The sequence below is a fragment of the Clostridium chauvoei genome (genome assembly GCF_002327185.1).
GTDB lineage: Bacteria > Bacillota > Clostridia > Clostridiales > Clostridiaceae > Clostridium > Clostridium chauvoei.
In genome coordinates, this window is the sequence record NZ_CP018624.1 from 2,329,292 (window position 1) to 2,343,704 (window position 14,413).

Consider the following 14,413-nt stretch of genomic DNA (forward strand, 5'->3'; position numbering starts at 1 on the left):
TTTTTAATAGTATAATAAATTTTATATTCTGTGTCAAGATTATCATTTATATTTAAGAGTATATTTTAATTAGTATTGAAATATATTGTTAAATAAAAAACTGTACTACTTCTTAATGAATAGTACAGTTTTTATCAATTAAATTTTGCTTAAGATTAGATTAGCTAATCCATGTGCCATCTTATCTATTTCTTCTTGATTTTCCCCTTCTAACATAACTCTAACTAAAGGTTCTGTACCTGAAGGTCTTATTAAAACTCTTCCAACTCCGTGTAAATCTTCTTCTATTTTCTTAATAGCTTCGATTATTTCTTTATCTTCTAAGTATATATTTTTCTTATCATTTGGCACTTTAGCGTTAACTAAAACTTGTGGTAATTCTTTCATTATTCCAGCTAATTCGCTTAGAGTTTTTCCACTTTTCTTTTTAATAGCTGCAACTTGAAGTGCAGTAACAAGTCCGTCTCCAGTTGAATTATAATTTAAGAATATAATATGTCCTGATTGTTCTCCACCTAAAACATAGCCGTCTTTTATCATTTCTTCTAGAACATATCTATCTCCAACTTTTGTTTTTATAAGGTTTATTCCTTCTTTATTGCAGGCAATATCTAAACCTAAATTACTCATAACTGTAACAACTAAAGTATCATCTTTTAATTGTCCTAAATCTTTTAAATATTTAGCACATAAAGTTAATATGAAATCTCCATTTATTAGATTTCCCTTTTCATCTACAGCTAAACATCTATCGGCATCTCCATCAAAGGCAAATCCTAAATCACAATTCTTTCTTACTACATAATCCATTAATTCTTCTGGATGTGTTGATCCACATTTTTCATTTATATTTGTTCCATCTGGATTATCATTAATTACATAAACTTCAGCACCTAATTCTCTAAATGATTTAACTGCGGCTTTATAGCAAGCTCCATTAGCACAATCTAAAGCAATCTTTAATCCCTTTAAATCTACAGCTACTGTTGACATTGCATAATCCATATATTCATCAAGGGCACCTACTTCAATTGTTGACTTTCCTAAATCATGCCCTACTGGACTTGGAACACCTTCAAATCCAGTTTCGATTACTCTTTGGATTTCGTCTTCTAATTCATCTTGTAATTTATATCCTTTATTATCGAAAAATTTAATTCCATTATATTCAACAGGGTTATGTGATGCAGAAATCATTATGCCCGCATCAGCTCCATATTTTCTTGTTAAATGTGCTACTGCAGGTGTTGGAACTACTCCTAAAATAACAGCTTCTGCTCCTACTGATAATATACCAGCTACTAAAGCTGCCTCTAACATATCTCCAGATATTCTCGTATCTTTACCAACTAATATTTTTGGTTTGTGAGTACCTTCAGTTAAAACATATGCTCCAGCTCTTCCTAAACTATATGCTAGATCTGCTGTTAATTCTGAATTTGCGATTCCTCTTACTCCATCTGTCCCAAACATTCTACCCATAATTTTTTACCTCACTTTTTCTATGGTTTATTAATTATACTATCTAACATTCCTAGTATACATTTTTTTATTAGAATTGACAACTAATAACAAATTAAGTAACAACGTTTAACTATAATTTGTTTTCTTTTAAGTTAAGTAATATCCCATTATACTAATGTATTTTATTTATCTAATCTATCTAATATTAAGTTATATCCACCAGTTCCATAGTTTAAACATTTATTTACTCGGCTTATTGTTGCAGTACTTGCACCAGTATCCTCTGCTATTTCTGTATAAACCATTTTTTTTCTTAACATATTAGCAACTTGAATTCTTTGAGCTAATGCCTTTAATTCATTTATTGTAGCTACATCTTCAAAAAAATTATAGCATTCTTCTATATTTTCAAGCTTTAATACAGCTTCAAAAAATAAATCTAATTCATCATTTTTCAATTTACTTGCTAATTCACTCATGCAAATCACCTCTTATCTTCCTTTGCAAGATTAATTATAACTATATCTTTATTAATTTACAACTGTATTGAATTAAAGCAAACTTAATATTTTATATGTCTTCATCATGATCTTTTGACACCTTTATTATTCCACTTAATCCTCTTTTATTTAAATCATCATATATGCCTTTTGTTGGAGCCAACCATACTTCTCCAGTTCCTCTATATACATTTAATAGCCCTTCTCCATTTAAAGCTGTTCCTATTAAAGATGTTCCTGATTTTTCTACTGTAAATTCAATATTAGCAGTTCTAAGTAAAGCAAAATTTCCATCTACCTTTAATGTATCTTTATACATTTTACATCTTAAAATTTCTTGCTCTGGAATTGGTATTTCTAATAATACTATTCCACTACCACTTAATTTGGTTTGATATGCTCCCTCATCTCCAAATACCATTGCTGAAATATTTTTTTGCATAGTGGCTTTAACGTCTACAGTTTCCTCACAAGCATAAAATAATCCACCATCTACTATTATTTCCTCATCTTCTAGTTCTATGAGTGCATAATGTCCAAAACTCGGTTCAAGAAAAATTTCTCCTTTTCCTTGAAATATAGGTTTAAATGTAGATTCTCCTGTAACCTTACTTGAGAAAAACTTTTTACCAAAACCTCTAACTCCATTTACCTTATTTATTATTTCTATATCACCTTTCATGTAGCTAAGAGCACCAGCTTCAAGCTTTACAGCACTTTCATCTAGTATAATCCTTACTTGTTTTAGCTTTACACCAGATTTTTTCATAAAATCTAGTTGTATAGATGTACTTAAATTATTTGCCCCTTCTAAATCATCATATTCTAAAACTTGAAATATTGTGTCATTTCTCATTTCTGATATCATTGTTAGTTTATTATTTATGTTTAATGAAGTTCTCATGATCCCCCTCCTTATATTGATAATTTTACCATAGAAGCTTGTTTTTAAACAAAATTAAAGGCATTATATCAAAAGATATAATGCCTAAGTCAATATAACTATGTTTAATAATATAAAATTGACTTTAATTCTATTTTGCCTTTTTAAAATTAAATTTATACATATATTTTATTTATATTCTTTAGCCTCTTCTTTTCCATCTAATACTCTTATTGCTCCTTGAGTTAATGCTAATAATTCATCTTCACCTGGATATGGTACTATCTTGGATATCCACTCTACTCTACTCTTTATATCTGCTATAACTTTTTGTGAGTATGCAATTCCACCAGTAACTAAAATAGCATCAACTTTTCCATATAATACTGTTGACATTTCCCCAATAGCTTTACAAACTTGATATATAAATGCATCATAAATTAGTTTAGCTTCTTTATTTCCTTCTTCTATTGCTTTTAGAACGTCTCTAACGTCATTAGTTCCTAAATAAGCTACGAATCCACCTTTTCCTACCATTCTATTAGCAATTTCTTTTTCTGTATATTTTCCACTATAACACAATTTTATTAAGTCCCCAACTGGTACAGAACCAGCTCTTTCTGGTGAAAATGGGCCATCTCCATCTAAAGCATTATTTACATCTATTACTTTTCCATTTTTATGAGCTCCTACTGAAACTCCTCCTCCTAGATGTACTACTATTAGATTTAAATTTTCGTACCCTTTTCCAGACTCCTCTCCATATCTTTTTGCAACAGCTTTTTGATTTAAAGCATGGAATTTACTTCTTCTTGGAATATCTGGTACTCCTGAAATACGTGCAATATCACTTAATTCATCTACAACTACAGGGTCTACTATAAATGCTGGAACTCCTAATTCTTTTCCGATTTCATTTGAAAGTATTCCACCTAAATTTGAAGCGTGTTGTCCTTGAACTCCATTTTTAAGATCTTCAAGCATAACTTCATTAACTTTATAAGTTCCACCTTCCATTGGTTTTAGCATTCCACCTCTACCAACTACTGCATCTAATGTTTTTATATCAAAATTCTTTTCTTTTAATACATTTAAAATTACTTCTTTTCTAAATTGAAATTGATCGTATATTGTTGGATATTTTGCAATTTCTTCAGCTGAGTGTCTTAAAGTTTCCTCTAAAATTTCTTTCTCACCTTCGTACACTCCAATTTTAGTTGATGTAGATCCTGGATTTATTATTAATAATTTATAAGACATATCCCCATTCCCCCTAATATATTATTATTTATTTTGTTCTGCAACTAATGCAGCAAGAGCAATTGAATTAACTTTAGTTTCAAAACTATCTGCTCTAGAAGTTAATATTACTGGAGCTGAAGTTCCAACTAAAAGTCCTCCATTTTTTGATCTTGATGTATATGTTAAAGTTTTATACATAACATTTGCTGTTTCTATATTAGGAAGTAATATTATATCTGCCTTTCCTGCTACAGGACTAGTTATTCCTTTATGATGGGCAGCTTCTTCTGATATAGCATTATCTAATGCTAATGGGCCATCTACTAAACAACCTTTTATTTGACCTCTATCATTCATCTTTGATAATAATGATGCATCTATTGTTGCTGGCATATCTGGATTAACTACCTCTACAGCACATACTGGTGCAACCTTTGGAAGCTCTATCCCACAAGCATGGGCAACATTTACTGAATTATTTAATATTTGAATTTTAGCTTTTAAATCTGGATAAGTATTAAATGCAGCATCAGTTAAAAATACTAATCTATCTATTCCTTCTATTTCAAATACTGAAACATGAGACATTAATTTTCCTGTTCTTAACCCAACTTCTTTATTTAAGACACTTCTTAAGAAAGTGGCTGTATCAATTAAACCCTTCATTACCATATCTGCTGTTCCACTTGACACAAGTTTAACTGCTAATAAAGTAGCTTTTTTAGGATCAGCTTCATGAATAATTTCAAATTTTGAAATATCCATTCCTATCTTTTTTGAAATTTCTATTATTTCATACTTGTCCCCTACTAATATAGCATCTGCTATTTCTCTTTCTTGAGCAGCTTTCACAGCTTCTAAAACTGGTTCATCTTGAGCTACAGCAACTGCAACTTTCTTCTTTTTACAGTCCTTTAGCTTCAATAATAAGTCATCAAAATTCTTACTCATTTTTTGCACCTCTACATTTTAACTTTGTTTTGACCATTGCGTAATTACGTATAAATTTAAAATATATTCGTTAAATTTATAACAAATTAAATTTTCTGAATTGATTAATTTTTCCCTTTAATTCCATTGTAACAAAAAAATTCTGAAAACTTAATTTTTCAGAATTTTCTTACTTTTATTTCGTATTACCTTTTTCGATACTTTTATATAACTAATTATGTTATACTTTAAATTTATTTATTATTCTCTCTGCTACTTTTAAACCATCTACTGCTGCTGAAATTATGCCTCCGGCAAAACCAGCCCCTTCACCGGTTGGATATAACCCTTCCATAGAGATACTTTCTAAAGTTTCTGTTCTAGTTATTCTAACTGGTGCTGAAGTTCTTGTCTCTATTCCTGTTAAAACAGCATCCTTATTTCCATATCCTTTTATCTTTTTATCAAAATTATTTATTCCTTCTTTTAATGCTTCTATAACATATGGCGGAAGACACTTTCTTAAATCTCTAAATTCGTATCCAGCTGTATAACTTGGAATAACCTTTCCTAATTCAGTGCTAACTCTATCTTCCATAAAGTCTCCTACTAATTGAACAGGTGCTTTGTATTTCCCACCACCTAATTTATAAGCTAAGCTTTCATAATGTCTTTGGAATTCCATTCCTCTAAGTGGTGAATCCCCTTCAAAATCTTCTGGTCCAACAGTTACAACTAATGCTGAATTTGCATTATCTAAATCTCTTGCATGATAACTCATACCATTAGATACTAATCTATCTTTTTCTGATGCTGCTGCAACTACAACTCCACCTGGACACATACAGAAGGAATATACTGCTCTTTTTAATTTTTCACTTTGATACGTTAATCTATATTCTGCTGCTTTTAATCTTGGATGCTCATGCGCTTCCCCATATTGACTTTTATTAATTAATTCTTGAGGATGCTCTATTCTAACTCCAATAGCAAAAGCTTTTGGTTCCATAAACACCCCTTGTTTATTTAACATTTCATATGTATCTCTTGAACTATGTCCTATTGCAAGTACTAAAGCTTCACAAGGTATTTCTTTTCCATTAACTATAATGCTTTTAACCTTATTGTTTTCAGATTTTATATCCTCTAATTTAGAAGAGAATAAAACTTCTCCTCCCAATGATTTAATTTTTTCTCTTATATTTTTAACTACTTCTTTTAATATATCTGTACCAACATGAGGTTTGCCAACATACGTGATTTCTTCTGGTGCACCTGCTTTAACTAATTCTCCTAATACATAATCGCATCTTTTATCTTTTATTCTTGTAGTTAACTTTCCATCTGAAAAAGCTCCTGCTCCACCTTCTCCAAATTGAACATTAGATTCTAAATTTAATTCACCTGTTTTCCAAAATTTATCCACAGTTTCTGTTCTTTTATCAACATCTTCGCCTCGTTCTATCAACAATGGTTTATAACCTTTTTCAGCTAGTAATAATGCTGCAAAAAGTCCTGCTGGACCTAATCCTACAACTACAGGTCTATTTTGTAACTTTTTATCTCCAAATTCTATTTCTGTATCATATTCTTTATCTTCTAATTTAACATCTTTATCTTTTAGTTTATTTACTAACTTTTTCTCATTTGAATGTTCGATATCTACACAATATGTAAATTTAATATCATTTTTCTTTCTTGCATCTAAGCTTTCTTTTATTATTTTTAAGCTTTTTATTTCATTTTCAGATATCCTTAACTTCTTAGCTACTTTTTTCTTTAATAATTCTGTATCTTCATCTATTTTTAAAATAATATTATTTATTCTAATTGCCATATTACCACCCTTACTTTATTTTATTAGTAACTTATTTTAACATATAATTGTGTCTATTAATATTTATTTTTACTTGATAGATATCCAACAATATCCTTATATTTTTATAAAAATAACTCCACAATATGAATTAAATTCTATCGTGGAGTTTATTTATCATTAATATTTCATTTAGTTTTATTGATTAGTTTCCCCTTCTGGCTTTGGAGGCATTTCTTTTACTACTGTAAAACTAACTTTCTCAACGGCTCCTATAGTAAATGTTTTATCTAACCCTACAAGAGTAACTATTGGTGCTTCTGAAAAAGTTCCATCTTCTTTAAAGGCTTCCACATTTAATTCTGCTTTTATTTTATCTATAGTTACATTTTCAATTTCATCTTCATATCCTGAAACTGTTACTTTTACTTTATTTTTAGTTGGAGTTACTTTAACTCCTTCTGATACCCCATTTAGAGCAAACGTAACATCAAAATCCTTACTAACAATTTTACTTACTGATATTTTTACATTTACATATTCTTCTCCTTGAATAACATGTAATCCTTCTGGAATAACTACTGTTAATGTTGTTTCTCCACTTCCATTAAAGGTTGATAAATCTAATGGTGAACTTTGTACTTCTGCAACTTTATCTAATATTTCTTTAGGTCCTAAAAGTTCAACAGTTTTTCTAGTTGCTTCTAAAGATTTTAATTTCATACCTGATGGTAATTGACCTACTGTATTTATTTTTAATGGAACACTTTTTCCTTTACTAATCTTTATAACTACTTCTGCTAACTCTTGTGATAAATTTATCCCTGTAACAGTATTACCTGCACTATCGATAGGCTCTAATTTGTATGAAGCTGAAATATCAGTTGATACATCATGTTCTGTACCTGATACAATAATGCTACTTACTTTGTTTACAAGAGATTCTGCTCCTGATAACTTTACTTCTTTAGGATTAATTTCAGGCTCTCCTGCAAAAAAGCCTTGCTTAGTAGTAACTGATATCTTAGAGCTTATTGGCATTGTCTTTTCAGCTAAATCTTCTAACAGTACATTAACTGTAAGACTATTATCATTTTTTATATTTATATCTGAAGGAGACTTTTCAATTATTACTGGAATTTTATTTTCTCCCTTTTTTAATGCATAATCACTTAAATCTACCTTTATTTTAAAATCACTCTTCTTAGTTTTATATATATCACTTCCATACCCTTCTAGCTTTAAGTTAACATAGAATTCTTGGTTTGGAGTTAAGGCTAATTTAAAATTTGATAATGTTTCTATATTATATATTTGCACTGGAACATCTTCTAACTCATACGTTCTCCTTGGATTTTCAACGTTTGTTACATAAAACCACAATCCAATAGATAGCAAAAGACATATTACTGGAACTATTCCTCTTTTGTTTTTATCCCTTTTATCCATGTTTTCACCTTCTCTCCAGCTGATTTAACTCTCTTACTTTCCCTATTTTCCATTATCTTAGATAAGATTACTCTTAATTTTTCCTTATCATAATTCCTCGTTAATCTACCATTGATAGCTAGTGATATTACACCCGTTTCTTCAGATACTATTATTACTATAGCATCTGATGTTTCTGATAATCCTATAGCTGCTCTGTGTCTTGTTCCTAACTTTTTATTTATATCTATATTATTAGTTAATGGTAAGACACATCCTGATGCTAAAATTTTATCTTTTCTAATTATTGTAGCACCATCATGTAATGGTGTGTTAACTACGAAAATATTTTCTAGTAAATTAGATGTTATATTTGCATCTAATATTGTACCTGAGTTTAAAATTTCACCAAGGCCCGTTCCTTGTTCAATTGCTATTAACGCCCCTGTTTTATCCTCGGCTAAATTTGAAACTGCCGTTACAATTTCATTTATAGCTATATTTCTCTTTTCTTCATCTTGTATATTATGAAATTCTTCAAATGCACTTCTTCCAATATGCTCTAATGCTCTTCTTATTTCTGGTTGGAAGATGATTATTACAGATAAAACTCCTATTGTTAATGTCTTATTTAAAATGAAATAAAGCATATCTAATTTAAAGATATAACTTATTGGTATTAAAACTATTATTAATATAATTCCTTTTAGAAGTTGTTCTGCTCTTGTTTCTTTTATTAACATGTATCCTTTGTAGAATATATAAGCTACAACTAATATATCTAATACAGACCATATTGATATATTTTTAATAGCATTTACTGTTAATGATATAATTTCATTCATCTGGGTCACCCCCTATTTAGTCTATACAATTAATTATACACCAATTCCTAAAGTCTTAACATATTGATATATAAAATCAAAAAATTTATTTGAATTTTATAATATTTTTCAATTAACTATAATATAAATTTATGTAAAGAAATATTTTAGGGGGAGATAGTATATGAATGATAAGCTTAAATCTCTTATTCATGAAAATCATATTTTCATTATTTCATTAATTTCTACTGTTTTATTTAGTACATTATTAGTTGTTCTTATTTTTTCAAATATAGGCATTAACAAGACTACGAAAAATTTTAAATCTATTGCAAAAAGTATAGATAAAATTAATTTATCTCTTGAAGATTGTGTAGATGATTTTACTATAGATACTAAAAAATCTATATCTACACTTACCGAATCCTCTGAATCATTAAAGGAATTAGCAAATAAAATATCTGAAATAGAAATAAAATCTGATAAGGATAAGGAAATTAAATCTCAACTATCAGATGCATTATCTAATACTATAACCTTATATGATTTTTGTTTGCATATAATAAACGATCCTGAAAATATAAAATCTGGAGATGAATTAGAGGAATTTAATACTTATAAAGAAGCATGTTTAACTAGTTATAATGCTTTAAGTAAAAATAATATTAATATAAACTTTTCAGATAAAACTCTATTATTTTTTGATAATACCAATAGTTATGTAAATGCAATAATTAAAGTAAATAGAGATAGTGATATTAAAAATAGTCAAAAGCGTGATTTTATTCTTGCTTTAGATTCTTTTATACCTACCTTAGATAAACTATCTCAAGATTTAATGCCTGCTATAAAGAAGGTAAGAGAAGATAATAGGGATATGAAAGTAATTTTAGATGACTTAATAGAAAAAGAGAAGTTACTTGATGATTTAAAGAATAATGTCCATACTTTATCTATTCCTGATGGGTGTATGGAATTTTATAACTCCTTACAAGAATTTTTAAAAATTTACGATGTATATATTAAATCTATGAAAGAAGCTGTTAGCTTTGAAAAAGATTGTTCTGATTTAGATAAATACAAGAGTGAAATTGATAATAATTATAAAAATGCTACTTCAAAATATCAGGATGTTTTAAATAGTTATCAAAAATATAAAGATTTAAAAATAAATTTTTAGTATTATTTTTCCCTTTTGGTTAATAATAATTATTGGATTGGGTTATATCCAAAAGGAGGTTATTTATGAAATATTTAAAATATCTATTTATTTTCTTTTTAACCCTTTCTTTTTCAGTAAATATATCAAATTCTATATTAGCTTGTGAGGTAACAAATGATCCATCCACCTCTGAAAATATAGCTAATGAGGACTTAAATCAAGACTACAATGATACTTTTATAGATAAAACAACTAATAATGTGGTAGAAGTTTTCAACCATAATAATAATTTAATTTACTTAACTGAAGAAGATTTAAATTTAATGGCACAAATAGTTTATGCTGAAAGTAAGGGTGAACCCTATGAGGGTAAAGTAGCAGTTGCATCGGTAATATTAAATAGAGTTTTAGATCCGAGTTTTCCAAATACAATTGAAGGAGTAATTTTTCAACCCAATGCCTTCTCCTGTGTGGTTAATGGTCAAATCTCTGTCGAACCTAATAAAGAATGTTATGATGCAGTTTATGATGCTATAAAAGGTAATGATCCAACAAATGAAGCATTATTCTTTTATAATCCATCTATATCTACTTGTACTTGGATGCAAAACATCCCTAAAAATGATAGTAGAGCTATAGGTCAACATTTATTCTTTAAAACTAACTAAACAAAAACAAGACTTTAGTTTCCTAAAGTCTTGTTTTTGTTTATTCAAAAGTTCCTTTAACTATAGCTTCTCCATTATCGACCATTACTCTACCTTTAGCAATTACCTTATCTATATTTAAAGTATCCTCTTCTACTAAAACTAAATCTGCATCTTTACCTTCTTCAATAGTTCCTTTATTATGCAATTTTAATACTTTTGCTACATTTGAAGTTATAACCTTTATAGCATCTTCTATTTTTAAATTATATATTTTTATACTTTCTTTAACTTCTCCATATAAGGTTGATACTTTACATATTCCAAGTCCAGCTAAATGTCCATGCTCATCAAAAACTGGCATACTTCCGTTTCCATCAGATGAAAATGTTATATGTTCAATATCTATACCTTTATCTACTAATTCCTTTAGCCCTTCACTAGCTCTTAATTCTTCTGGTTCTAAGAATCTTGGATCAGAACTTGTAGTTAAATCAATAAATCCACCCTTCTTTACATATTCCTCTCCAACTTTAAATAATTTTTTACTTCTATTTATATGAGTTGGCAACAATTGCGTTGGTGGTATTTCTGTTTCTTCAATTAATGAAAATAGGTAATCTAATTTTCTTGCTCCATCTCCTAAGTGAACATTAACTATTCCTGCTTTTCCTGATAACAATCCTCCAACTCTTGCTTGTGCAACTGTGTTTACAAATTCATTAAAAGTTGCTTGTGAACTTCTATTGTCTGATAATGCAACTTCTCCTACACCTATAACTTTATCAACCATCATTAAATCTCCTTTGATGCTTTCAGTTATAGTTTTAACTGGAATTTCATAAGAACCTGTATAACAAAAAGTTGTTATACCTTCTTCTTCTAAAGCTTTTGCTTTAGCAATTAAGCTCCTCATATTTCTGCATACTCCATCAGTTCCAATGCATCCAACTACAGTAGTTATTCCTGCTTTGGTTAGTTCCGTAAGTGGTATTTCTGGTGTTCTTGTTTTAAATCCACCTTCGCCTCCTCCACCTAATATATGAACATGACAATCTATAAATCCTGGAAAAAGAATCTTATTTTTTCCATCTATAATATTTATAGTTATAAAGTTTTCTGGTATTTGTATATTATCAAATACCCCCTCTATTTTGTCTCCACAAATAACTACATCTTTAATTCCTTTATATTCTGGAGAATATACTTTAACTCCTTTTATTATTGTTATCACAAAATCACATCCTATAACTAATTTTTGAGGATAGAATCTATATTAGTATTGTTATATATTGATCCTGGATAATTATAAACAAGCTTATTTGCATACTTTTTACTTTTCTCTTTATCTTTATCTTTATTTAATAATGCTAATTTATAATAAACCTCTTCTGTATAGTTCCCCTTTTCATAGAGACTTATATATTCTTCGAAATTTTTTATAGCATTATCTGTATCACCTAACTTTTCATTAGCTGAAGCTAAGAAAAATAATATATCATCATTTAAATCGCTTTTACTTGAATATTTAACTGCTTTATCTAGTAATTCTTTAGAACCTAAATAATCACCTTGTTTAAATTTTGCTGTAGCATTTCCATAATACTCTTGAACCTCTGCAAGTGTTAATGGTGTTTCTTGTATTTTTTCAGCCTTAGGTTCTTCTTTAATCTCTTCTATCTTATCTTCTTTTTATTTTGTGCTAACTCTTCATTATTTTGTGTTTCTTTTTTCTCTGTATTTTCTTTATCTTGTAATTGTGTATTTTCTGATAAGGTTTCATTATTTTGAGGTTCTTTTCTTATAACTTTTAACCCAATAAAACCTATAAATATTACTACCGCAATACTTATTACTATTGGTACTATATACTTCGGTTTTTTATCTTGATTATATATTTCTAATTCTTTTAAAATACTTGCACTAGTTTTATCATGTCTGTCTATTGAAATAGCTTTATTTAAGTATTCTCTACACTTTTCTATCTCACCTTTTTTTAAATAGCATATAGCTAAAGTATTATTTATTTGTATTGAATTAAAATCACTTTCTAAACATAACATTAATAATTCTATTGCTTTATCTATATATAATGCCTTAATTTGTTTTTGTGCTTCCTTAAATAATTGTACTCTTTCTTCATCCTCTTGTGAGTCTTTTATATATGACTCTGCCATAAAATCTGCATTACAAGCTTTATTTATCTTCCATATAGCTATTGCTTCTTTTAAATTTCCTCTTATGTAAAAAATTAATCCTTTTAGGTTTAATAGATCTGAATTTTTCAAATCCTTTGCTATACCTATTTCACAATATTTTAATGCTTTTTCTAATTCACCATTATTATATGAGGCTAATGCCTTTTCATAATCTTTCCTAATTTCATTTCTCATAACTCTTACCTCGATTATTTATATATAAAATATTAATCCTAATATTGCTGCTAAAACAATAACTAATATTGGATGTACTTTTTTTGAAATTAACACCCCTCCTATTATCGTAGTAATTATCAAGCTCTTTAAATCTAAATAGGATTCTTTTGCTAATCTTAAAAATGCTGATATAATCAACGCTATTAAAACTGGCCTCATTCCTAATAAAGCTGATTTGACTATAATAGAATTTTTAAATGTAGTTAACGCTTTACTAGCTATAGATACTAAAATAAATGATGTTAATACAACTCCTAAAGTAGCTGCTATACTGCCTATTACTCCGGACACTTTATATCCAACAAATGTTGCTGAATTTATAGCTACTGGTCCTGGAGTCATTTGAGATATCCCTATTATATCCATAAATTCATTCATATTAAGCCAATTGTTATTAGTTACTATCTCCCTTTCTATAAAAGGTAACATAGCATATCCTCCACCAAAACTAAAGGCTCCTATTTTTAAGAATGCGAAAAATAACTTAAGTAATAGCATCTATTCCACCTTCTTTCTTAAAAATATTATTCCGTATATTGCTGAAGCTAATATTACTATTATTGGATGTAAATTAAATACTTCTAGTGCTACCAATGCTACAATTATAGTTATTATTGTTCTTTTATTTTTTTCAAGACCTTTACTAAGGCTTATAGCTCCAATTAGAACTAGCATCGGTACTGCTGCCGTGATTCCTTTAAAAGCTGCATTTACATAATAATTATTTCTAAATTGCATAAAAAATGATGCTATTACTAAAATAATCATAAATGATGGTAATACTACTGCTAATAATGCCATTAAAGCTCCTAAAAACCCACCTATTTTATATCCTAAAAATATAGAACAATTTACAGCTAATGCTCCTGGAAAGCTTTGTGCGACTACTAATATATCCATAAACTCTTCCTTGGATAACCAAGCCTTTTTATTAACAACTTCCGCTTCTATAAGTGGAATCATTGCATATCCTCCACCAAATGTAAAGGCACCTATTTTAAAAAATGATATGAACATTTCTATTACTTTTTGCATATTATCACCTCTACTTTATAATTTATCTTATAATATATTAATCTTAT

Annotated in this window: 15 protein-coding genes; 2 read left to right on the forward strand and 13 right to left on the reverse strand. The window is 28.5% G+C overall.

Annotated elements, in window-relative coordinates:
• Positions 1-138: 138 nt before the first annotated feature.
• From glmM to cdaA, 8 genes are all read right to left on the reverse strand, one after another.
• Positions 139-1,482, reverse strand: coding sequence for a phosphoglucosamine mutase (glmM, locus tag BTM21_RS10890; RefSeq protein ID WP_021876997.1), 1,344 nt, complete (start codon positions 1,480-1,482; stop codon positions 139-141).
• A gap of 164 nt (positions 1,483-1,646) precedes the next feature.
• Positions 1,647-1,943 carry a YerC/YecD family TrpR-related protein gene (locus tag BTM21_RS10895; protein ID WP_021876996.1) on the reverse strand — a complete coding sequence of 99 codons (297 nt, stop codon included), beginning with the start codon at positions 1,941-1,943 and terminating at the stop codon, positions 1,647-1,649.
• Positions 1,944-2,034: 91 nt separating this feature from the next.
• Entirely contained in the window at positions 2,035-2,868 is an 834-nt protein-coding gene (locus BTM21_RS10900) for an AIM24 family protein (RefSeq protein ID WP_021876995.1), read from the reverse strand.
• Between the two features lie 168 nt (positions 2,869-3,036).
• Entirely contained in the window at positions 3,037-4,107 is a 1,071-nt protein-coding gene (gene buk, locus BTM21_RS10905; RefSeq protein WP_021876994.1) for a butyrate kinase, read from the reverse strand.
• 24 nt (positions 4,108-4,131) lie between these two features.
• The gene (gene ptb / locus BTM21_RS10910) at positions 4,132-5,040 is read right to left on the reverse strand and encodes a phosphate butyryltransferase (protein WP_079481058.1); all 909 of its coding nucleotides are present in this window, start codon (positions 5,038-5,040) and stop codon (positions 4,132-4,134) included.
• Positions 5,041-5,260: 220 nt separating this feature from the next.
• Positions 5,261-6,856 carry an NAD(P)/FAD-dependent oxidoreductase gene (locus BTM21_RS10915; RefSeq protein WP_021876992.1) on the reverse strand — a complete coding sequence of 532 codons (1,596 nt, stop codon included), beginning with the start codon at positions 6,854-6,856 and terminating at the stop codon, positions 5,261-5,263.
• Positions 6,857-7,033: 177 nt separating this feature from the next.
• Positions 7,034-8,284, reverse strand: coding sequence for a CdaR family protein (locus BTM21_RS10920; RefSeq protein ID WP_079481057.1), 1,251 nt, complete (start codon positions 8,282-8,284; stop codon positions 7,034-7,036).
• Complete coding sequence (cdaA, locus tag BTM21_RS10925) at positions 8,251-9,108, reverse strand: diadenylate cyclase CdaA (RefSeq protein WP_021876990.1); 858 nt, start codon at positions 9,106-9,108, stop codon at positions 8,251-8,253. The genes BTM21_RS10920 and cdaA overlap by 34 nt, the downstream gene beginning before the upstream one ends.
• Before the next feature lie 163 nt (positions 9,109-9,271).
• Here cdaA and BTM21_RS10930 point away from each other — a divergent pair, with 163 nt between their 5' ends.
• Positions 9,272-10,267 (forward strand): hypothetical protein, encoded by a 996-nt coding sequence (locus BTM21_RS10930; RefSeq protein ID WP_021876989.1) that lies wholly within the window; start codon positions 9,272-9,274, stop codon positions 10,265-10,267.
• A 65-nt stretch (positions 10,268-10,332) separates the two neighbouring features.
• Positions 10,333-10,917 (forward strand): cell wall hydrolase, encoded by a 585-nt coding sequence (locus BTM21_RS10935; protein ID WP_021876988.1) that lies wholly within the window; start codon positions 10,333-10,335, stop codon positions 10,915-10,917.
• 40 nt (positions 10,918-10,957) lie between these two features.
• Here BTM21_RS10935 and iadA read toward each other — a convergent pair whose 3' ends face one another.
• Genes iadA through BTM21_RS10960 form a run of 5 tightly spaced genes read right to left on the reverse strand, consistent with a single transcriptional unit; the run spans position 10,958 to position 14,366 of the window.
• Positions 10,958-12,130, reverse strand: a complete 1,173-nt coding sequence (gene iadA / locus BTM21_RS10940; protein WP_021876987.1) for a beta-aspartyl-peptidase — start codon at positions 12,128-12,130, stop codon at positions 10,958-10,960.
• A gap of 17 nt (positions 12,131-12,147) precedes the next feature.
• Positions 12,148-12,576: a tetratricopeptide repeat protein gene (locus BTM21_RS14250; RefSeq protein WP_151901573.1), complete on the reverse strand. Its 429-nt coding sequence runs from the start codon at positions 12,574-12,576 to the stop codon at positions 12,148-12,150.
• Positions 12,573-13,289, reverse strand: a complete 717-nt coding sequence (locus BTM21_RS10950) for a tetratricopeptide repeat protein (protein ID WP_096145440.1) — start codon at positions 13,287-13,289, stop codon at positions 12,573-12,575. The genes BTM21_RS14250 and BTM21_RS10950 overlap by 4 nt, the downstream gene beginning before the upstream one ends.
• An 18-nt stretch (positions 13,290-13,307) precedes the next feature.
• Entirely contained in the window at positions 13,308-13,829 is a 522-nt protein-coding gene (locus BTM21_RS10955) for a chromate transporter (protein WP_021876985.1), read from the reverse strand.
• Positions 13,830-14,366 (reverse strand): chromate transporter, encoded by a 537-nt coding sequence (locus BTM21_RS10960; protein ID WP_021876984.1) that lies wholly within the window; start codon positions 14,364-14,366, stop codon positions 13,830-13,832.
• Between the last annotated feature and the right edge of the window lie 47 nt (positions 14,367-14,413).

Bases quoted from the DNA above. Each gene is read 5' to 3' on its own strand.
- glmM (WP_021876997.1), bottom strand. From the start codon at position 1,482: ATGGGTAGAATGTTTGGGACAGATGGAGTAAGAGGAATCGCAAATTCA.
- BTM21_RS10950 (WP_096145440.1), bottom strand. From the start codon at position 13,289: ATGAGAAATGAAATTAGGAAAGATTATGAAAAGGCATTAGCCTCATAT.
- BTM21_RS10930 (WP_021876989.1), top strand. From the start codon at position 9,272: ATGAATGATAAGCTTAAATCTCTTATTCATGAAAATCATATTTTCATT.
- BTM21_RS10955 (WP_021876985.1), bottom strand. From the start codon at position 13,829: ATGCTATTACTTAAGTTATTTTTCGCATTCTTAAAAATAGGAGCCTTT.
- BTM21_RS10900 (WP_021876995.1), bottom strand. From the start codon at position 2,868: ATGAGAACTTCATTAAACATAAATAATAAACTAACAATGATATCAGAA.
- BTM21_RS10920 (WP_079481057.1), bottom strand. From the start codon at position 8,284: ATGGATAAAAGGGATAAAAACAAAAGAGGAATAGTTCCAGTAATATGT.
- BTM21_RS10960 (WP_021876984.1), bottom strand. From the start codon at position 14,366: ATGCAAAAAGTAATAGAAATGTTCATATCATTTTTTAAAATAGGTGCC.
- BTM21_RS10915 (WP_021876992.1), bottom strand. From the start codon at position 6,856: ATGGCAATTAGAATAAATAATATTATTTTAAAAATAGATGAAGATACA.
- cdaA (WP_021876990.1), bottom strand. From the start codon at position 9,108: ATGAATGAAATTATATCATTAACAGTAAATGCTATTAAAAATATATCA.
- buk (WP_021876994.1), bottom strand. From the start codon at position 4,107: ATGTCTTATAAATTATTAATAATAAATCCAGGATCTACATCAACTAAA.
- BTM21_RS10935 (WP_021876988.1), top strand. From the start codon at position 10,333: ATGAAATATTTAAAATATCTATTTATTTTCTTTTTAACCCTTTCTTTT.
- BTM21_RS10895 (WP_021876996.1), bottom strand. From the start codon at position 1,943: ATGAGTGAATTAGCAAGTAAATTGAAAAATGATGAATTAGATTTATTT.
- ptb (WP_079481058.1), bottom strand. From the start codon at position 5,040: ATGAGTAAGAATTTTGATGACTTATTATTGAAGCTAAAGGACTGTAAA.